Consider the following 19,769-nt stretch of genomic DNA (forward strand, 5'->3'; position numbering starts at 1 on the left):
GCACCGTCACGCATTCAGCTTCCGAATGAGCTGGACGCGCGAGCTGATCCCCAGCTTGTTGTACACCTTCCCGAGGTGGTACTCGACCGTCCGAGGGCTGAGGAAGAGCCGCTCCGCAATCTCCGGGTTGGTGAGCCCCTCCGCGGTGAGCCTGACGATCTGCTCCTCCTGAGGAGTGAGGCCACGGTCTGTCCTGGCGACGGATGTGACCGTCGTCCCAGAAGCACGCAGTTCGCGCGCTGTGCGTGCGGCGAGAGCGGCCGCACCCATCCGTCGGAACCGGTCGTGAGCCTCCCGGAGATGCGTGCGTGCGTCCTGTATTCGACGCGCTCGCCGCAGCCATTCCCCGAACATCATGTGCGTCCGGGCCAGCTCAGTGCCGATTCCACCCCGCTCCAGATTCGCGATCGCGTCGCGGAACTCTTCCTCGGCGTCTTCGCCGGCGCTGACCAGCGCTCGCGAACGGGCCAATATCCCGCGACCCCAGGTGGACTGGGAGCCATTCATTCCGGCTTCGAGAAGCGTGATCGCGGCACGCGCCTCGTCATGTGCGTTGGTGCGCGCTGCCGCCTCGACAAGCTCCATAAGCCCGAGGTTGCTTGAGGTGTCGAACGGATGCCGCAACTTCGCAGCCTCTCGGGCCGCCACCAACGCTTCGGCATGGCGGCCCGAGCTGTTGGCGAGGAGTGCGCGCGCCCAATGCATGAAGGCTACGCCGCCCCCCTCGCCGCGCGCGGTCGCGTCGTTGAGATAAGAGCCGATGATCCGTGCGGAGGCTGCCTCGTCGCCGCGCCACGCGGTGAGCACCGGTTCCGTATACGGGACGTTGCGGCTCTCGGTAGCCTCTGCGGCGGCGGCGCACTCCTGCCCGATAAGGTCGGCCAGCTCGAAATCACCAGAAAACAGCACGGCGCCCTGACGCGAGGACAGCGCAAGGGGAAGTTGGCTGATCGCGCCGGCCTCACGAGACGCGCTGACGTGCAGATCGGTCAGTCGGTCCCAATATTGGTGCTCCCACATATCGACGGCGGCGATGCCGGCGACCCAGAGGGCCTGCATGCTCGCAACGCCGACGGGGCGCGCTGAAAGGAGGGCGTCGAATGCCGCGCGCATGAGTTCAGTGCTCCGCTCGCCGTTCGGAAGAATGCGCGCTGCCAGCGCGCGCAGCAAGAGGTCGGAGGGGGTTGGTTCGGGCGACAACTGAACAGCGTGGGCGTGCGAGGCGACATCATGGAGAGTTCCGCCCGGAACGGCGAGCGACGAAGCGAAGAGCGCGGCAGCGAACGCCTCGAGGTACGTAGCCCGCGCCAGCGCAGGGTCCAACGGCTCAAGATGCTTGGCGGCGGCCAGCAGAGCCGGCACCGCCCCGCTTCCGCGTGCGGCGGCGGCGCCGATCTGGGCGCGGATGAGCTCCGCGCGGTGAAAGGTGTGTGCTGAGCTCGATGATCCTTGTGCGATCGAGAGCGATGCCAGGGCCTGCGTATGCTGGCCACTTTGCATTCCGGCCTGAGCCGCCGCGAGTGCGCGGACGCTGCGCAGCTCGGGATCGACTGTGTAGGTGGCCGCCTCGCGCAATAACGCGGCAGCGGCGGCCGGAGCCCCTCGGGCGAGGGTTCGCTCCGCAGCGGTGGTGAGCTCGGCGGCGACATCCTCGTCGGGCGGCAGTTGGGCGCGCGCGACGTGCCACACGCGCCACTCGTGGGCAGAATCGGCGCCTGCGACATCCGCCAGGGCCTGGTGCACAACGCGGCGCGCGTCCGGTGATGCTGCGTGGTAGATCCCCGACCGCACGAGTGGGTGTCGGAAGCGCACGGTGGAGTCCGCAGCGCACAATCCAGCGGCGACCGCAGGCCCGCTCGCGTACGGAGTGATACCGAGCAGTTCCGCCGCCCCCCAGATCATCGCCGTGTCCGCGAATGGCTCCGCTGCAGCGACGAGCAGCAACTGCTGCAATTCCGCGGGGAGCTGCGACCACCGCTGTGCGAACGAGGCTTCCAACTCGGATGCTGTGCCTGTGCCCGGGAAGATCACACCGCTCTGCAACTCGGCGTCCGTCAGGGTGCGTGATATCTCCTGGATCGCAAGCGGGTTTCCGCGCGCTTCCGTGAGGATCCGCTGACGAACGCGCGCATCGAGCGGCACATGGACTACGGCGGCGAGGAGCGATGCGGCGTCGTCGTCGCCGAGCCCATCGAGGTGCACGTGCGGGAGTGAGTCAACTCCAAGCCCGCTGTGTCCATCTCGCACCGCGAAGATGAGGCCGACAGACTCTGAATGGAGTCGCCGGGCGACGAAGGCGAGCGCCTGCGAGGAGGAGCGATCGAGCCACTGAAAGTCATCGACGATGCAGACGAGGGGAGCCTCCTTGGCGATCACTGACAGAAGCCCCAGCACCGCGAGAGCGACCAGGAATCGGTCGGGCGGCACGCCAGCGCGGGCGCCCAAGGCAATCTCCAGAGCCGCGCCCTGCGGAGCGGGCAGGTGGCCGACTCGGTCCAGGAACGGCGCGCAGAGCTGATGCACTCCGGCATACGCCAGCTCGGTTCCAAACTGCATTCCAATGACGCGAGCCACGCGGCATCCGTCCGCCCGATCGACCAGCAGATCCAACAACGCCGTCTTGCCGACTCCGGCTTCGCCTTCCAGGACGAGCACGCGACTGTCGCCCTTGCGCACAGCCGTGATCAGTCCGTCGAGCAACTCCCGCTCTTGTCGCCTCCCCAGAAGCATGCGCCACGATACCGCGGTGTCAGCAGCGAATACCAGGCTCCTGACTGGGGTGTTTACGGATGCTTCCGCGCCCGAACCGCGCCACCCTCTGCTGTGCCCGATCCCCAAGAAGAGCATGATGGCGTACTTCACGTCGGTATTCAGAGCACCACCGACGTCGAGACGAGGGCCAGGGTGCGGGACAGCCCCGTCGTCCTCAATCGCGGCTACCCCCTTGGGCGGGCGTTCTGGGGAGCTTCAGGCTCGGTCGCTCGTCTCCGCCGGCTACCGCGTCATCACTTGTGACCGTCGCGGATTCGGGCAGTCCAGCAGGGTGAGCACCGATTACGACGACGACACGTTCGCCGCTGATCTCCGCAGCCTCATCACGCAACTCAACCTGCCGACGACATCCTCGGTGGCTCTCCATGGGCACGGGGAGCTGGCCGGGCACGCCACGAATCACGGCCACGACCGAATCGCGCGATTCGCCTTCCTCTCCTCGCTCGAGCCGTTCCTGCTCCAGACACCTGACAACCGCGCAGGTGTGCCACCCAGGCCCGCGCCGGGGTGGCACTGGTAGCCATCGCCGAGCTGCTGCCGCACGCTCTCGATGCTCAGCTTCGATTGAGCGGCGACAGTAGCCGTCATCGGCAGCAGCACGGAAGAGCCGTCCTCGAGCGGGATCTTCCGCGGCGGGAACCAGAGATCGCATTGCGTCCACGTCACGCACCCAGCTCAGCCGGGCGGCCGGGTCGACTGGTCGATGCTCCGGCCGCAACCTGCGCACGTTGTTCCGGAGCCAAGCGATTGTCCCGGGCCACTCGACCCGCTCCGCGATCACTGTCCTCGGCACCTCCGGATGCTCCACCAGCAATGCCCTGAGCCGCGCTTCGGATGGGGAGAATGCTGTCGGCTGCGACGGTCGCTGACACCTGGGTGGCCTGTCCGATGCCCAGATCTCGATCGCGCCCCAGTCGATCGCGAACCGCGGCCAGAAGATCCGGAGAAGCCGCGAGCTGCGACACCTTGGGGCGACGCGCGCGCTCCCACGTCGCGGCATCCGCGACGGCCGCACGATATCGCGTCCGTCCACCGTTACGGCTGATCTCCCGCGACACCGTGGACGGTGCTCGCCCCAGAACGCTGCGATCCGTCTACTGGATCGCCCGGCCGCGACACCGCGCGAGATCTCCTCGCGCTCCGAAGCGGTCAACTGTTGCTTCCCGCGTGTGCGAGTTCGCGGTCGGACGCCGTGCCGCCCGAGCACCGCTCGCACCGCCTGAGGGGTGCTTCCCAGCGTCCGGGCAATCAACCGACTCGACTCACCAGCTGCCCACCGCTGCCACAGCTCGTCCTCTTGCTCACTCGCGAACCTCACCCGCACCTCCGGATCAACCGTTCCCGAGTGGTGCACTGACTGGTTGAGACCGCCATCGTTTCTGGCTAGCTCGCCTCTCGCGGTCTGCACGAGGGCTTCGATCCATTGAGGTTCAGCTCGTGCGTCCGGGGTCTGTCGAAGATGAAGCGCCGCGCGATCGATAGCTGCAGCACAGCGACCGTGGAAGATTCAGTGCTGAATCAGGACGGGCGTCTCATCTTCTGTCGGCGCGGGTCGTCGCACGAAGAACGCCAATACGACTGCAGCGGTGGCCACGCATGCACCGAGCAGGAAGGCTGCGTGCACGCCCGCGTTCGTCGCTGTGACCTCGCCGGCACCGGCAGCGGCGGCATCCGCCGCCCCCACTGACATCAATGTGATGAAGAGCGCGGTTCCTGCGGCGCCGGCGACCTGCTGGATCGTGCTCACGATGGCGCTGCCATGCGAGTACAGCTTTCGCGGCAGCGAACCCAGCGCGGATGTGAGGAGCGGGGTGAAGACGAATCCGAGGCCGATGTTGAGTGTGACGTGCACCGTGACGATCCAGCCGATCGAGCTCTGCTCGTCAAAGGTCGCCATCCCCCACAGCGCTCCTGCAGCTACGATCATCCCCGGAATCACCAGGGGCGTCGGTCCGTATCGGTCGAACAGCGACCCGACGATCGGTGCAACGATCCCCATGAGGACACCGCCCGGAAGCAGCATGAGCCCGACGGTCAGCGTGTCGAGCGAGAGAACCTGCTGCAGGTAGATCGGCAGCAGGATCAGCGATCCGAAGAGAGCCGCCATAACAACGACGACCAGGACCACAGCGAGGCTGAACGACCGAGAGGTGAATGTGCGCAGATCCAGCAGCGCGGTGTCGGTCTTCTGCAGGGCGAGCTGTCGCAGCACGAACATCGCCAGCGAGAAGGCTCCGATGGCGAGCGGGATCCACACGGGTACCGGTGTGTGACCCGATGCGGATTCGCCGATGGAGCTGAGTCCGTAGATCAGTCCACCGAAGCCGAGTGCGGAGAGCACCACAGACAGCACATCGAAACGAGCGGGCCGCGTCTCAGTGATGTTGCGCACCCAGACGGCCCCGAGGATCAGGGCGATGACGGCGATCGGAAGCACAAGCCAGAACATCCAACGCCAGTCCAGGGCAGAAAGGATGATTCCCGACACCGTTGGACCGACAGCGGGAGCGACGGCGATCACGATCGAGATGACGCCCATCATGCGGCCGCGGTGTGAAGCGGGCACGACATTCAGCACGGTCGTGAACAACAGGGGCATCATGATGGCAGTTCCCGAAGCCTGGACGACTCGACCCGCCAGAAGCACTTCGAACCCTGGCGAGAGTGCCGCAATCAACGTGCCGAGTGCGAACAAGGACATCGCGGTGAAGAACAGCGACCGCAGCGGGAATCGTGCGAGCAGAAAACCGGTGAGCGGAATGACGATCGCCATGGTGAGAAGGAAGCCGGTCGTCAGCCACTGTGCTGTGGCCGCCGTGATATCGAGGTCCACCATCAGTCGCGGCAGCGCCACGCCCATGATCGTCTCGTTCAGGATGACGACGAACGCTGAAGCCACCAGCAGCGCGATCACAGGCCCGGTGCGCTGCGATGTGGAATCGACGGTGGAGACCGACGCGGTGTCCGAATCTTCTTGAAGAGTCACGAAAAGCTTTCTGGTGCGGGCGCAGAAGCGCGGATGACGACACGACGGCGGGCCACAACCACACCACTATATGGCAGAAACTGCCAGTTAGGCAGACAGTGCAACAATGTTCCCCATGGTCGATTCGCACAGCTCGCCATCTGACGACGTCCCGCTCGGCTTGCGGGAACGACGCCGACAAGAGACTCGTCGGGAACTCGCTGACGCCGCCCTCGACCTGTTCGAGCGCAACGGGGTACACGGCACCACCGCTGATGACATCGCAGCAGCCGCAGGCGTCTCCGCTCGGACCTTTTTCCGCTATGCCGAAACGAAAGAGAACGTCATCTTCCTCGACGATGACGGCTTTAACGAGCTCGTCACCCGCGTACGCCACGACGTCGACGGCGGGACCCCCGTGATCGCCGCAATTGAACGAGCACAGCGCGACCTCCTTGAGGTGTTCGACGATGAGCACCCTGACCAACACGAACGGGTGCTCAGAGTACGCCGACTGGTCATCTCTGAGCCCGCTCTCCTGGCCATCGCTCTCGCAATCGACGCCGAGCATGTTCGCCAACTCGCCCAGATCGTGCTCGAAGCCAACGGATCCGACAGCGAACTCGAAGCACGCATACTCGTCACCGCGCTGGGCACGGCCCATCGTCTGGCGTTTGATGAATGGGTGAGACGTACGGAAAACGGTGAGCAGGCCTCGACACGCGCGCTCTACGCAGAGATCCTCGACGGCCTCAGAAACTATTTCTCCGCGACGCCTACGGAGTAGGCCGACAGCTCCACCTGCCTCCACAGCGTAGCCACCCGCTACCTCAGAACCCCCGGAACCATGCAGTTCCTATCAGCCCGGGTGCCATCCGCGCGATTTCAAATCCCTCCGTCTTGTCCAGAAAATCCCGGTCACGTGCTACTTCTCTTGGCTACTGCTCCGCGATCGGCCATTTCTGCTCAGGAGGCTTAACCGGTCGACCGGACGTCAGATCATGCCACGTCGTTCTCGGGCAACAGCTCCGCGATGAGTGCTGCTACCCGCCGGCGGATCTCGTCGCGGATGGGCCGTACCGCGTCGATCCCCTGGCCGGCAGGGTCGTCGAGCTCCCAGTCCTCGTAACGCTTGCCCGGGAAGATCGGGCAGGCGTCACCACAACCCATGGTGATGACCGCGTCAGACTCCTTGACCGCTTCGACGGTGAGCACTTTCGGGGTGCTGGCGCCGATGTCGATCCCTTCCTCGGCCATCGCCTGGACCGCGACGGGATTGACCTGATCCTTGGGAGCCGATCCGGCAGAGAGCACCTCGATGCGGTCGCCCGCGAAGGCTCGGAGGTAGCCGGCGGCCATCTGCGAACGCCCCGCGTTGTGCACGCAGACGAACAGGACGGTGGGCTTGTCGGTCATCGAGGTCTCACTTTCTCTCAGTCGGAATCGGACCGGGATCCATCGCTCATGAAGACCGGCAGGTGATGGCTCTGGGTGGCCTAGGTCGGCGTGTGATCGAGTCGACGGGCGTATCGCCCAAGATCGGTCATGACCCACACCTGCTGGCGCTGCTCGATCCACCCTAGATTCCGCAGCTGCCACAGCAGCTGTGCCGCCATCCGGGGCAGCCGCCGGGCATGCGCCGGGGAGAGGTCCGCGCGGCGGGCGGACCACACGCGCGCGACCTCGTCCGCGTCCCGCACGCGCTCCGTGTCGATGATGTCCAGGACGGTTGTGCGGGTATCGCCGAGATATCGGCGGATCGTCGCGTCATCCATCGTGCTCGCCATGCACCAGCGAGCTGCGCCGCTCGATCAGGAGTGTGTCGCGCCAGTCGCCGGCGTGCGGGCCGGCTCCGGACCGGGCGATGCGCTCGCGTCGCCCGACGACCCGGAACCCCGCTGCCTCGTGGAGCGTGAGGCTGGCGGCATTCTCCGGGAAGATGCTCGACTGGATCGTCCAGATGCCGGCTGCCTCGGCAGCGCCGATGAACGCGTCCAGCAGGAGGCGCCCGATCCCTCGTCCTCGGGCGTTGCGATCGATGTACACCGAGTGCTCAACGACACCGCTGTACGCCGGACGAGCCGACACCGCGGACCCTGCTATCCAGCCCAGGATCGTGCCGGCAGTGTCGACGGCCACCAAGCGCAGAGCGGGCAGCTTTCCCGTGTCGAAAGCCGGCCAGTCCGGGGTGGCGACCTCGAAGGTCGCCTCTCCGTCCTCGATCCCCTGGGCGTAGATCCGCTCGACCGCCGGCCAATCCGCCGGTGTCATCTCACGCACCTGCGTCATGAACAGCATCCACCGCCGTCGCCGGCGTCGGTCGAGCAGACCCCGGTCGCCGGGAGGACCAGCTCCACCTGCGCCGCCGCGGCGGCGTCTCCCGCCAGCCATGCCGTCACGGAGCGGACCTGCTCGTACCCGGTGGCCAGCAGGAAGGTCGGGGCGCGGCCGTACGATTTCATGCCGACGATGAAGAACCCCTGCTCGGGGTGGGTCAATTCTCGGAAGCCGTGCGGTTCGACGGTCCCGCACGAGTGGATATTGGGGTCAATCAGCGGGGCCAGCCGCTTGGGTGCCTCCACGATCTCGTCCAGCTCGAGGCGGATCTCGCGGAGGATCTCGAGGTTCGGGCGGAATCCGGTGGCGTTGACGACCAGGTCGGTGGTGTGCGTCACGACCTCGCCGCGGCGGTGCGCCACGAGTTCCACGGCGGTTCCGGCTCGCCGTCCTCGGATGATCTCCACCCCGTACAGGACCGTGATCAGCCCGTCCGCGACGGCCTGATCCACCCGGTTGCCCAGCTGCGCACGATCGGCGAGTTCATCGTCCACAGAGGACGAGACCCGCACCGCCTGCTCGTTGCGGATCAGCCAGGTGACCTCGGTGCCGGGCTCCTGTCGGGCAAGTTCGACGAGCCCGAGCAGCGTGTTGGCGGCGGAGTGGCCTGCGCCCACGACGGTCGTGTGGCGGCCGGCGAACTGCGCGCGATCACGGCCGAGCACGTCGGGCAGCGCGGCGGTCACCGCGTCGCCGATGTCCGCCATCCCGAGCAGATCCAGCCCGCTCGAGGACAGCGGGTTGGGGGAGAGGTAGGTGCCCGAGGCATCGATGACCGCGCGGGCGGCGAAGTCCTGCACCTCGCCGCCGGCGGTGCGGGTGCGCACCACGAAGGGAGCCGCGGCGCGAGCGCGGGTCCGGGTGCGGTCCATGCCCTCCCGCGAGACACCGATGACCTCGACACCCCGCCGAACCCGTGGTGCGATCTCGTCGAGTTCGGCGAGCGGTGCGACGTACTTCTCGACGAGCTCTGTGCCCGTCGGTGCTCGATCCGGATCCGGCAGCTCCCAGCCGCGTTCCGCGAGGAGTCGGCGCGACGCCGGGTCCACGAGGTGCTTCCACGGCGAGAACAGCCGAGTGTGACCCCATGCCCGCACGCTGGCCGCGACCTCGTCTCCGGCCTCGAACACCACGAAGTCGATGCCGCGCTCGACGAGGTTCGCCGCCGCCGCCAGACCGACCGGCCCCGCGCCGATGACCGCCACGGGCAGCGTGGAAAGACGGTCGGATGCCGATACGCGTGGCGTCAGATCGAGCAGGGTCACAGCATCCTCCATGAGATATCGATGAACTTCGATACCCAGTCTGAGCGCATCTATCGACATCTGTCAATATCGACTACGCTCGATATATGCCGAGGATGCTCGAGATGACGAACGTGAGTGGCCGCGACACCGACGCGTGTTGCGCGCCCCTCGTCCGGGAACCGCTCACCGCCGACGAAGCGGAGCGTCTCGCGACGACTCTGAAAGCCCTGGCCGATCCGGCCCGTCTGCGGCTTCTGTCGATTGTGGCCGCGTCGCAGAACGCGGAGGCCTGTGTCTGCGACCTGACCGAACCGGTGGGCCTGAGCCAGCCCACGGTCTCGCATCACCTGAAGGTGCTCACCAGTGCGGGGTTCCTGACACGCAGCAAGCGCGGGACCTGGGCGTACTTCGCGCTCGTGCCCGGCGCGCTGGATCGGGTGTCGAGTCTCCTCGCCACGGCCTGACCCATCGCCTCCCGCCCTTCCACGCGACGGCAGAATCGAAGCGCCGCCCAGCCCGTCTTCGCGATCCTTCCGTTCGCGCATCCGTCTCGAGGAGCCCTGTGAACACTGCTGCCGACCGCGCACGGTTGGGCCTGCTGGACCGGTTCCTGCCCGTCTGGATCCTCCTCGCGATGGCGGTGGGGCTCGTCCTCGCCGTCATCGCGCCCGGGTTCGGTGCCCTGCTCCACGCTGCTTCGGTCGGGACGATCAGCGTTCCGATCGCCGTCGGATTGCTGGTGATGATGTATCCGGTGCTCGCGAAGGTGCGCTACACCGACGCGGCGGTCGTCTCGTCCGACAAGCGCCTCCTGGTCTCTTCGCTCGTGCTGAACTGGCTGGTCGGACCTGCGCTGATGTTCGCTCTGGCCTGGCTGCTGCTGCCGGACCTGCCGGAGTATCGCACCGGGCTGATCATCGTCGGCCTGGCGCGCTGCATCGCGATGGTGCTGATCTGGAACGACCTCGCGTGCGGGGATCGGGAAGCGGCGGCATTCCTCGTGACGCTGAATTCCGTCTTCCAGGTCGTCGCCTTCGCTGCGCTGGGATGGTTCTACCTCCAGGTGCTGCCCGGCTGGCTCGGGCTGTCCACGACCACTGCGGATTTCTCGATGTGGGCCATCACCGTGAGTGTCCTGGTGTTCCTGGGTATCCCCCTTCTCGCCGGATATCTCTCGCGCCGGATCGGCGAACGTCGTCGTGGGCGCGACTGGTATGAGGCCGTCTTCCTGCCCAGGATCGGCCCCCTTGCTCTGGGCGGACTGCTGTTCACGATCGTCATGCTCTTCGCCCTGCAGGGTCGGCAGGTCATCGCGCATCCCGTGGACGTCGGCCGGATCGCGCTGCCGCTCCTGGCGTATTTCGTCGTCATGTTCCTGATCGGACTGTCCACCGGCAAGCTCATCGGGCTGACCTACGCGCGAACGGCCACGCTGTCCTTCACCGCCGCCGGGAACAACTTCGAGCTCGCCATAGCCGTCGCCATCGGGACCTACGGTGCAACCAGCGGTCAGGCGCTCGCCGGCATCGTCGGCCCGCTCATCGAGGTGCCCGTCCTCGTCGGACTGGTCTACGTCGCTCTCTGGGTGCGCCCACGGTTCTTCCCGGCGTCCCTCGCGGCCATCGGCTCCGACGATCAGCCGCGCCGCACCCCCACGAAGGTCTGACCGCGTGATCCGTCCGCTGTCGATCGAGGCGTCGTGCGGACGTGGATGATTTCGGGCGGAGCCAGATAGCGACGTCTCGAAGGGGTGGGGGCGATGCGGACGTTGTCGCTTAAGAGTGCGGAGGGGCCGCGCCTCCCAGCGGGATTCGGGATCGGAACGGAGTGCGGGATCGGACGCGCGCCTGCGGGCACGACCGAGGCGATTCTGCGAGCCCACGCGCACGTCGCCACGTCCTGGTGAGCCGTCGCTGCGGTCCGGTTCGTCCGCCGGTCAGGCGGTCTCGGCCCAGCGTCGGACGATCATGTCGGCGGCCCGGGCGGCCTCGGCACCCTTGGCGGCGAAGTGCGCGCTGAAGAACGCGTCGTGCTCGGCCGTCGGCTGGTACTGATGCGGGGTGAGGCTGATCGAGAGCACGGGGACGTCGGTCTCGAATTGGGCGCGCATGAGCCCGTCGATCACGGCCTGGGCGACGAATTCGTGGCGATAGATGCCGCCGTCGACGACGAAGGCGGCCGCGACGACCGCCGCGTAGCGCCCGGTGCGGGCCAAGCGCCGCGCGAGCAAGGGCATTTCCAGCGCGCCCGGAACGTCGAAGGACTCGACCGCGAAGTCGGGGCGGAGAGCCGCGAATTCGCGGATGAACCCGTCGACGGCCTGGTCGACGACATCCTGGTGCCAGCGTGCACGGATAAGGGCGACGGAGTTCTGCTGCACTCAGCCCACGCTACTGGACGGGCGGTTCCCCACCGCGCGGGGCACCGCTACGCGGAAGGACTTGACTGCCATACCGCCGCGTGACAACGTCATCCCCGTCGTCCAGGGCACCCGTCGGTCTCACCCACCGGCCGGCGCAGTGCCCTGGCGCGGAGCTGGATGCACTCGTCGGGCTCACCGGAAGGAGCGCGTTGTGCGTGGAGTGATGATGTACGGGCCCGGCGACGTGCGGGTGGAGCAGCGCGAAGCGCCGCAGATTCTGGAGCCCACGGATGCCGTTGTGCGCCTGGCCGCGTCGTGCATCTGCGGGTCCGACCTCTGGCCGTACCGCGGGGTCGAGCCGCTGCGCCGCACCCCGCAGGCGATGGGGCACGAGTATGCCGGCGTCGTCGAGCACATCGGGCAGGACGTGCGCACCGTGCAGGTCGGCGATTTCGTCGTCGGGTCCTTCGTGGCCTCCGACAACACCTGCGAGATCTGCCGGGCCGGGTACCAGTCGCGGTGCATCCACAGCGTGATGATGGGCGGGCTCGGAACGCAGGCGGAGCTGACTCGCGTGCCGTGGGCCGACGGCACCCTCGTCGCGACCCCCGGGCGCCCCGATCCCGATCTGATCCCCGCGCTGCTGGCAGCGTCCGACGTGCTGGGCACCGGCTGGTACGGCGCGGTCGCGGCCGAGGCCGGCCCGGGCAAGGCCATCGTCGTGGTCGGTGACGGCGCTGTCGGCCTGTCGGCCGTCCTGGCAGCGAAGCAGCTCGGCGCGGAGCGGATCATCGTCTTCAGCCGGAACCCCGCGCGGCAGGCCCTCGCCCGCCAGTTCGGAGCGACCGACATCATCGAGGAACGCGGTGACGACGGCGCGGTGAAGGCGAAGAGGCTCACCGGGGGATACGGCGCGCACGGAACCGTCGAGGCCGTCGGCTCGCAGGAGTCCATGTGGCAGGCCATCGGTTCGACTCGCCCCGGCGGGTATGTCGGGTACGTCGGCGTCTCGCACGGCGTGGAGCTCGACGGACACGCGCTGTTCTTCCGGAGCGTGCACCTGCACGGCGGACCCGCCCCGGTGCGCCAGTACCTGCCCGAGTTGATCCGCCTCATCTGGGACCGCACCATCGATCCCGGCAGGGTCTTCGACCTCGCCCTGCCGATCGAAGACGCCGCCGCTGGCTACCGGGCGATGGACGAGCGCACCGCCATCAAGGTGCTGCTCACCTTCTGACCGGGGCGGATGCTGCGCGCAGACTCTCCGGCCTCGGCTCGCGGGGCTCGAGCCGAGGCCCCTTTTCGCTCGGAGCCGCCGATGTCGCCCGCCCGGTCCGCAGGGATCCGGCGGATCCCTCCTCACCAAGCTGCGCGGACCGGCTGTGCCCGCCGAGAGGATCGGTCGCATCGACGCCGTCCTGCTCTCGCACGATCAGCACCCGGACAACCTCGATGCGCGCGGTCGGCGGCTGCTGGCGAGCGTTCCCCTGGTCTTGTCCACGCCGACTGCCGCCGAGCGTCTGCCGGGCGCGACTGTGAAGGCGATGACGGGGACAACGCCTCCACTCGCGTCGTCCGCGACATCGAGCACCATCTCGGACCGATCCGGATCGCGGTCGTCTTCGCCGGCGCGGGGCGTACGCCCCGGATCGACGCGTACGTATCGCTGACGAGCAGTCAGGTGGTTGAGCTGACGGGCGCGCTGCCCTCCGCAGTCGTCGTTCCCGTCGATGCGGAGGGATCGGCGCACTTCACCGAAGGGCCGGCGGACATCGCCGCCGCCGCGGTGGCGGCGGCGGGAGCAGAGGACCGCGTCGTGATCCTCTCACCTGGGATCCGCACGATGATCGAGCACGGACCGCGGTGACCGCGCCCGCGGAGGGCCAGGAGCGATCCTCAGGCGTTCTTCTGCCTCTCGATCAGAGCCGCGGCGTTGCCGCCGAGGATCCGCCGAGTGACGTGCTCGGGCAGTTCCGCTTCCCGGATCTTCGCGACGGGATCATCGAGCCCCATGTCGAAGGGGTAGTCGCTGCCCAGGACGACGCGATCCTCGCCGGCCACCTCGACCAGAGCGCGCAGCGTTCGCGTGTCGTGCACGACGGTGTCGAACCAGAGCTTGCGAAGGTAGGTCGACGGCGGATGCGCGCAGCCGCGCGCATCCGGGCGCACGTGCCAGGCGTGATCTGAGCGCCCGATGACGGTGGGGAGGTACCCCCCGCCGTGCGCAGCCACGACCTTCAATCCGGGATGCCGATCCAGCACCCCGGCGAAGATCAGGTGTGACAGAGCCACCGCGTTCTCGACCGGTTGGCCGACGGTGTTGGCGAGGTAGAACCGGTCCAGCCGCTCGTCCAGGCTGCACCCGAACGGGTGGAGGAAGATCACGGCGCCGAGTTCGGCTGCGCGTGCCCAGAAGGGCTCGAGCCGCTCGTCCGACAGCTCGACATCGCCGGCGAAGGACGAGATCTCGACTCCGGCGAGCCCGTGACCGAGCACCGCGTCATCGAGGTACTCGACCATGCGGCCGGGATGCTGCATGGGAACCAGGCCCAGGCCGGTGAGCCGGTCCGGGGCATGGGCCACGTACTCGGCGATCAGGCGGTTCGCTTCGCCGGCGGCCCAGACCGCCAGTCCCTCCGGTGCCCACGGGTAGAAATGGTTCGGGGAGGCGCTGACCCACTGTCGCTCGACGCCCTGCGCGTCCATGTCGGCCAGCCGCACGCCGACATCGGTGAGCTTCGGGATGCGCACCCCGATCATGGGACCCGACACCGCCTGGCTGGCGGCGCCGTTGCGGCGCAGATCGAGGGCGGCCGCCTCCGCGACGAGTTCGGGTGCGCGCCGCTCCACCTCGGCGTGCAGGGAAGGCAGCAGCACGTGGGCGTGGACGTCGATGACGCCCGTGTCAGCGGCGGTCATGCCGGCTGCGCCGTCGTCAGGGCGTCGCCGAAGACCAGGCCGCGGGTGTCGGCGTCACGACGGCCGCCGAGCCGCCGTGGACCGGGCTGAAGTTGCTCGGCGATGTGGCGGTGCGGGGTCAGCAGTTCGGTCAGCACGTGAGAAACCTCTTGTCCTTGGGCGGGCCCCCGCCGATCGTGGGCGGGCAGCTGTGGGCGGAACAGGCCATGCAGCTGTCGCCGCCACGAACTTCGGCGAGGTGTCATCAGCGACATGGGCTGCCGCCAGCTAACCATGATTCCCGGGTCGTGCGTTCGCGGCGCCGCGCACTCGCCGCACGATCAGAACGGATAGCGCTCCACTCGGCTCTGCATCGTGATCCACTGCGTCTCGGTGAAGGTATCGAGGTTGGCCTGCGGACCGCCGAAGCGACCGCCGACACCGGAGGCCTTGGTCCCACCGAACGGGATGACGGCTTCGTCGTCCACAGTGGCGTCGTTGATGTGAACGGCGCCGGACTCGATCCGGTCGCACAGTTCGTAGGCGGCGTAGGGATTCGACGTGATGATCGACACCGACAGGCCGTACTCGGTGGCATTGATGATCTCGATCGCCTCGTCGATGTCGTCGTATACCTGCACCGGCGCCACCGGGCCGAAGATCTCCTCGGTCCAAGCGGGGTTCTCCACGGCGACGTCCGTGAGCACCGTAGGGCGGTAGTACAGCCCGTCATACTCACCGCCGGCGGCGAGCGTGGCGCCGTTCTCGACCGCGTTCAGCACATAGCCGTGCACTCGATCACGCTGCCCTTCGTCGATGATCGGCCCCAGCGGCAGGCCCTCGGCCGGGTCGCCCACCGGGATCCCCTTCGCCTTCTCGGAGAGGGCAGCGATGTACTCCGCGGCGATCGAACGGTGCACCAGGTGACGACCGGTGGTCATGCAGATCTGTCCCTGGTGCAGGAACGATCCCCACGCACCGACGGACGCGGCGGCCTGGACGTCGGCGTCGGGCAGCACGAGCATCGCGTTGTTGCCGCCCAGTTCAAGGTGCACGCGCTTGAGCAGCGGAGCCGCGGCGGCACCGACCTTGCGGCCCGCCTGCGTCGAGCCGGTGAACGAGATGCAGGGCACCCCAGGGTGCGTGACCAGCGCGGCACCGAGTTCGCCTCCGCCGGGCAGCACGTGCAGCACGCCGTCGGGCAGTCCGGCCTCCTCGAACAGCGCGGCCAGCGCGAGGCCGCCGGAGATGGAGGTGCGCGGGTCCGGCTTGAGGATCACGGCGTTGCCGAGAGCCAACGCCGGAGCGACCGAGCGCATCGACAGGATGGCCGGGAAGTTGAACGGCGAGATGACCCCCACAACGCCGAGCGGGACCCGCCGCGCGATGGACGTGCGCTCTTTCACGCTGCGCAGCAGCTCGCCATAGGGGTGGGATGCCAGCGCCGCAGCCTCCTGCAACTCGGACACCACCAGTCCCACCTCGAAGGCCGCCTTGCCGTGACCGGAACCGCTCTCGGGGACCAGGACGTCCGCCAGGCGGGCCGGGTCGGACTCCAGCAGCTGCGCCGCTTTGAGCATCACTGCAGCGCGTACGGCGTAGGAGAGCTTCGACCAGCGCTTCTGCGCGGCCGTGGCTGACTCGACCGCGCGGTCGAGGTCGGTCGGGTCCGCCTGGGCGATCGTCGCCAGGGGGGTGCCGGTGCCCGGGGCCGTGACCGTGATCGGCTCGGCAGCGCCGGCGCGCCAGCCATCCGAGAACAGCGCGTGGTGCCAGAGGGGGGTGGTGGTGTCGATCGTCATGATGCTCCGTTCTTCATCGAGGGTGGAGGATGCCGCGGAGCCGGCCACGCGACGGTCGGGGTCGCCCGCGTCGAGGCTTGCCGGTCGGCATCCCGCTTCCTTCGCTTCCAGGGTGGTGCTCTTTGCGGAACGGCACCACCCTGAATCTCTTCCGATTCCGTCAGGAGTCCGCCGTGGCGACCGCACGCTCGCCGTGTGCTCAGCTCAGGACTTGTCCACGTCGTTCTGACAGGACACGCACGTCTCTCCGTACGGAAGCACTTCGAGACGGCCGGCCACGATGGTGTCCCCGCAGCGCACGCAGCGTCCGTAGGTGCCGTCGTCCAGTCGCTCCAGGGCCGCCAGGATGCGGTCCACGACCTTGCGGGTCGCTGCCGTGGTCGCCCACGCGACGGGGTCGATGTTCGGAGCGGCGCGGGGTGCCAGGTCGCTGATCAGCTCTTCGCGCTCCTTGAGCTGCTGTTCCAAGGACCGGCGGATGGCCGCCGCGTCGATGTCGGGAGCCGGGACGGACAGGGATGGGTTATCGGTCAGCATGACCACTCCTCAGGTAAAAAAAAGAGCGCCGCAGATGCGACGCGCTGGGTAGCCGGATGGCCCGTATTTCGGACACGGATCACGGTGGAGCGCGCAACGGCGAACGGAGGGGCGATGTGCTTCCGTTCAGGACCATCCGGGGCGGAAGGACCTCGTGCCGGGCTCCGGCGATATCCATGGCACGCACGACGACGGTGGCGTCGGCGGGACGCTCCGGGGGGCGCGAGAGGACAGCCATGGACATAGCCTCACCATAGCCGGGACGGGGAAAAAGGCAAGTCACGGGCTTTTTCCGGTGTTGCAGGTCCTCGCCGAGGCGGCGAGCTCCTCGAACGGTCTGGTCATCGAGCTGGAGGAGTTCCACGCGGCGTCGCTGACCCTCGTCGCGTAGCCGCCGTCGCGGTCGGCGGGCGTCAGCGCAGACGGATCGCCGCGGGCTGGAGCGACACGGTGAAGGACCGGGTCTCCCCGATCTCTTCGCCGTCGATCTCGAAGGCCCGGGGCTCGGGAAGTGTCACGACGAGCTTCCTCGCCCGGCCGTGATGAACCGTATCGGTGTTCGTCAGCTCATCGTCCTGGGAGATCAGCCGCTTCAATGCGTTGTCCCAGATCATCGTCTTGAGGGTGCCGGCCCACTGCGCGAAACCTTCCGCGCTGAGCACAAGGTAGTTGAGTTCGCCGTCCGCCGGATCGGCGTCCGGAAGAAGCGTCAGCCCACCCTGGATCATCCCGCAGTTGGCGATGAGCAGAGTGTGCCCGTCTTCGTCCCGCCCGGGCTGCTCGTCCGTCGTGATGTGGAAAGGAACGATCTCGCTCGCGGCCAGGGCGCGGCCCAGCGACTCCACATACGCCAGCCACCCGGCCTTGTCCTTGAGATCATCGTTCGTCTCCGCCAGCATGTGCGCGTCGATGCCGAACCCCACCATGACCACGAACGCGTGTCGCTCCGAGCCGCCGACCAGGTCGATGTCGACCCAGCCGACGTCCAGCGGCCTGGGATCACCGCTGAACGCCTGCGCGAGGGCTGCGGTGACATCGTTGATCGGCACGCTGAAGTTCCTGGCGAGCAGGTTTCCGGTGCCCAACGGCACGATCGCCAGGTCGACGTCTGCGGAGACCTCCGCGAGGTGTTGGGCCACGGCACGGACCGTGCCGTCTCCGCCGGCGACGATGACCAGCTCCGCACCCGCCGCCAGCGCCTCACCGGCCGCTCCCTGCCCGGGGTCGTCCTCCGTGGTCTCCCACCACCCGATCTCACCGGTCGCCGCTTCATGGCCGGTCTGGGCGAGCCCAGCCTCCAACGTCTCTCGCTCGGTCTTGGTCGGGTTCCAGATGACGGCGGTCTTCGGACTCACGATGGCTCTTCTCGGATCGAGGGTGGGGGGTCGATGAACTGACCGTCGCGCGGAGACAGATCGGGCAGTGCGCGCGTGCCGAAGTCATGCCGCAGCGCGCTCAATGCGGCGTGCCATCCGCCCAGTCCGTGCACACCCGGACCGGGGGCGACGGATGCCGAGGCGAGATAGACCCCGGGAACCGGCGTGCGCCACGGGTCGGGGCGCAGCACCGGGCGGCGCAGGAGCTGCACGAGCGAGGGCGCACCGGCGGAGATGTCCCCGCCGATGTAATTCGGATTGTGCTGCTGCAGCTGGACGGCGGTACGCGAACTGGTCGCCAGGATGGTGTCGCGGAACCCCGGTGCGAAGCGCTCGATCTGCCGGATGACCGCCTCCTGCCGATCTTGCGGGCTGCCGGCCGGAACATGCGTGTACGCCCACAGCGTGTGCCGGCCGGCGGGGGCGCGCGAGGCATCGAACAGGGACTGCTGGGCGGCCAACACGTAGGGCCGATCGGGCAGGCGTCCTCGGTTGACGTGGTTCTCGGCATCCGCGATCTCTGCCCTTGTGCCGCCCACGTGCACCGTGCCCGCGCGCCGCAGGTCGCCGTTCGCCCAGGGCACCGGGTCGCTGAGCGCGAAGTCGACCTTCGCGACGCCGCCTCCGTACCGGAAGCGCTGCAGAGCGCGGCGGTACGGCGCCGGCATCCGGGAGGCGGCCATGCGCAGGAACGCACGGGGGGTGACATCCAGCACGGTGACCCGGGCGCTGGGCAGTTCGGCGAGTGACGTGACCTCCACTCCCGTGACCAGTTCACCGCCATGAGCGCGCAGATCGTCGACCATGGCGTCGATGATCGCCTGGCTTCCGCCGATCGGTATCGGCCAACCGCGCGAATGCGCGTATGCACCCAGCACCAGCCCGGCGCCGGCGGCGGCGACGCTCGGCTGCGGCAGGATGGTGTGCGCCGCGACGCCGGTCAGCAGAGCGGGTGCGAGGTCGGTGCGGAAGCGGGCGTTCCATGCCGGCCCGCCCTGCTCCAGCGATCGAATGCCGAACGCGATCGCGGCGCGCGGGTCGGCGGGCACGCGCAGCAGGGAGGAGCCGGTGAACTCGGCGAGCTGCGCGGTGCGCTGCACCAGGGGTCCCATGAGGCGTGCGTAGGCGGGGCCGTCGACGCCCAGTCCGGCGCTGGTGCGCTCCAGGTCCCGGTAGGCGATCCCGGCGCGACCTCCGTCGAGTGGGTGCCCGAACGAGATGTCGGGCGTTGCGAATCGCACTCGGTTCTGCAGGCCGAACTCGCGGAAGAAGCGGGATTCGAAGGCGAGGGGATGCACCGCGGAACAGACGTCGGAGAGGTAACCGGGCAGCGTGAGCTCACGGCTGGCCGCCCCGCCGCCGGCACGCTCATCGCGCTCGTACACGCGCACCTGCAGGCCCGCGCGGGCGAGGGTGACGGCCGCGGCCAGCCCGTTGGGGCCGGCGCCGACGACGACGGCGTCCAGCGCCACG

19 protein-coding genes are annotated in these 19,769 nt (G+C 68.2%); 6 read left to right on the forward strand and 13 right to left on the reverse strand.

Annotated features, from left to right (window positions below; all coding sequences use genetic code 11):
• Positions 1 to 6: 6 nt before the first annotated feature.
• A complete protein-coding gene (locus NQ152_RS12780; RefSeq protein ID WP_257524270.1) occupies positions 7 to 2,862 on the reverse strand; it encodes a LuxR C-terminal-related transcriptional regulator in 2,856 nt (951 codons plus the stop codon).
• Here NQ152_RS12780 and NQ152_RS17385 point away from each other — a divergent pair.
• Positions 2,849 to 3,292, forward strand: coding sequence for an alpha/beta fold hydrolase (locus NQ152_RS17385; protein ID WP_374113591.1), 444 nt, complete (start codon positions 2,849 to 2,851; stop codon positions 3,290 to 3,292). The two genes, NQ152_RS12780 and NQ152_RS17385, sit on opposite strands and share 14 nt — an antisense overlap.
• Before the next feature lie 987 nt (positions 3,293 to 4,279).
• Here the strand turns inward: NQ152_RS17385 and NQ152_RS12790 are convergent.
• Positions 4,280 to 5,758, reverse strand: coding sequence for an MDR family MFS transporter (locus NQ152_RS12790; protein ID WP_374113592.1), 1,479 nt, complete (start codon positions 5,756 to 5,758; stop codon positions 4,280 to 4,282).
• A gap of 115 nt (positions 5,759 to 5,873) precedes the next feature.
• Between NQ152_RS12790 and NQ152_RS12795 the strand changes: the two genes are divergently transcribed.
• On the forward strand, positions 5,874 to 6,524 hold the full coding sequence (locus tag NQ152_RS12795) for a TetR family transcriptional regulator (RefSeq protein ID WP_257524272.1): 651 nt from the start codon (positions 5,874 to 5,876) through the stop codon (positions 6,522 to 6,524).
• A 212-nt stretch (positions 6,525 to 6,736) separates the two neighbouring features.
• Here the strand turns inward: NQ152_RS12795 and NQ152_RS12800 are convergent, their stop codons facing one another.
• The 4 genes from NQ152_RS12800 to NQ152_RS12815 form a co-directional block, all read right to left on the reverse strand.
• Positions 6,737 to 7,153: an arsenate reductase ArsC gene (locus tag NQ152_RS12800; protein WP_257524273.1), complete on the reverse strand. Its 417-nt coding sequence runs from the start codon at positions 7,151 to 7,153 to the stop codon at positions 6,737 to 6,739.
• An 80-nt stretch (positions 7,154 to 7,233) separates the two neighbouring features.
• Complete coding sequence (locus tag NQ152_RS12805) at positions 7,234 to 7,512, reverse strand: hypothetical protein (protein WP_257524274.1); 279 nt, start codon at positions 7,510 to 7,512, stop codon at positions 7,234 to 7,236.
• Positions 7,505 to 8,026, reverse strand: coding sequence for a GNAT family N-acetyltransferase (locus NQ152_RS12810; protein WP_257524275.1), 522 nt, complete (start codon positions 8,024 to 8,026; stop codon positions 7,505 to 7,507). Before NQ152_RS12810 ends, NQ152_RS12805 begins: the two co-directional genes overlap by 8 nt.
• Positions 8,023 to 9,351: an NAD(P)-binding domain-containing protein gene (locus tag NQ152_RS12815; protein ID WP_257524276.1), complete on the reverse strand. Its 1,329-nt coding sequence runs from the start codon at positions 9,349 to 9,351 to the stop codon at positions 8,023 to 8,025. The genes NQ152_RS12810 and NQ152_RS12815 overlap by 4 nt, the downstream gene beginning before the upstream one ends.
• Before the next feature lie 74 nt (positions 9,352 to 9,425).
• Between NQ152_RS12815 and NQ152_RS12820 the strand changes: the two genes are divergently transcribed.
• Together NQ152_RS12820 and arsB are read left to right on the forward strand one after the other, a co-directional pair.
• On the forward strand, positions 9,426 to 9,785 hold the full coding sequence (locus tag NQ152_RS12820; RefSeq protein ID WP_257524277.1) for a metalloregulator ArsR/SmtB family transcription factor: 360 nt from the start codon (positions 9,426 to 9,428) through the stop codon (positions 9,783 to 9,785).
• 98 nt (positions 9,786 to 9,883) lie between these two features.
• The gene (gene arsB / locus NQ152_RS12825) at positions 9,884 to 10,987 is read left to right on the forward strand and encodes an ACR3 family arsenite efflux transporter (protein WP_257524278.1); all 1,104 of its coding nucleotides are present in this window, start codon (positions 9,884 to 9,886) and stop codon (positions 10,985 to 10,987) included.
• 270 nt (positions 10,988 to 11,257) lie between these two features.
• On the opposite strand, the gene NQ152_RS12830 is transcribed toward arsB, so the two are convergent.
• Positions 11,258 to 11,701, reverse strand: a complete 444-nt coding sequence (locus NQ152_RS12830) for a 6,7-dimethyl-8-ribityllumazine synthase (RefSeq protein WP_257503685.1) — start codon at positions 11,699 to 11,701, stop codon at positions 11,258 to 11,260.
• A 193-nt stretch (positions 11,702 to 11,894) separates the two neighbouring features.
• On the opposite strand from NQ152_RS12830, the gene NQ152_RS12835 reads away from it, so the two are divergent.
• Together NQ152_RS12835 and NQ152_RS12840 are read left to right on the forward strand one after the other, a co-directional pair.
• Positions 11,895 to 12,920: a zinc-dependent alcohol dehydrogenase family protein gene (locus NQ152_RS12835; RefSeq protein WP_257524279.1), complete on the forward strand. Its 1,026-nt coding sequence runs from the start codon at positions 11,895 to 11,897 to the stop codon at positions 12,918 to 12,920.
• 444 nt (positions 12,921 to 13,364) lie between these two features.
• The gene (locus tag NQ152_RS12840) at positions 13,365 to 13,550 is read left to right on the forward strand and encodes a hypothetical protein (RefSeq protein WP_257524280.1); all 186 of its coding nucleotides are present in this window, start codon (positions 13,365 to 13,367) and stop codon (positions 13,548 to 13,550) included.
• Positions 13,551 to 13,579: 29 nt separating this feature from the next.
• Here the strand turns inward: NQ152_RS12840 and NQ152_RS12845 are convergent, their stop codons facing one another.
• The 6 genes from NQ152_RS12845 to NQ152_RS12870 all read right to left on the reverse strand — a co-directional run bounded on the left by NQ152_RS12845 (position 13,580) and on the right by NQ152_RS12870 (position 19,768).
• Positions 13,580 to 14,602: an amidohydrolase family protein gene (locus tag NQ152_RS12845; protein ID WP_257524281.1), complete on the reverse strand. Its 1,023-nt coding sequence runs from the start codon at positions 14,600 to 14,602 to the stop codon at positions 13,580 to 13,582.
• Positions 14,599 to 14,739, reverse strand: a complete 141-nt coding sequence (locus tag NQ152_RS12850) for a hypothetical protein (protein ID WP_257524282.1) — start codon at positions 14,737 to 14,739, stop codon at positions 14,599 to 14,601. Before NQ152_RS12850 ends, NQ152_RS12845 begins: the two co-directional genes overlap by 4 nt.
• Before the next feature lie 183 nt (positions 14,740 to 14,922).
• Positions 14,923 to 16,383: a benzaldehyde dehydrogenase gene (locus NQ152_RS12855; RefSeq protein WP_257524283.1), complete on the reverse strand. Its 1,461-nt coding sequence runs from the start codon at positions 16,381 to 16,383 to the stop codon at positions 14,923 to 14,925.
• Between the two features lie 204 nt (positions 16,384 to 16,587).
• Positions 16,588 to 16,920: a TraR/DksA family transcriptional regulator gene (locus NQ152_RS12860; RefSeq protein ID WP_257524284.1), complete on the reverse strand. Its 333-nt coding sequence runs from the start codon at positions 16,918 to 16,920 to the stop codon at positions 16,588 to 16,590.
• Between the two features lie 413 nt (positions 16,921 to 17,333).
• Entirely contained in the window at positions 17,334 to 18,275 is a 942-nt protein-coding gene (locus NQ152_RS17295) for a diacylglycerol kinase family protein (protein ID WP_257524285.1), read from the reverse strand.
• Complete coding sequence (locus NQ152_RS12870; protein WP_257524286.1) at positions 18,272 to 19,768, reverse strand: NAD(P)/FAD-dependent oxidoreductase; 1,497 nt, start codon at positions 19,766 to 19,768, stop codon at positions 18,272 to 18,274. The genes NQ152_RS17295 and NQ152_RS12870 overlap by 4 nt, the downstream gene beginning before the upstream one ends.
• Position 19,769: the final 1 nt, after the last annotated feature.

The organism is Microbacterium sp. zg.B48 (assembly GCF_024623505.1).
Taxonomy (GTDB): domain Bacteria; phylum Actinomycetota; class Actinomycetes; order Actinomycetales; family Microbacteriaceae; genus Microbacterium.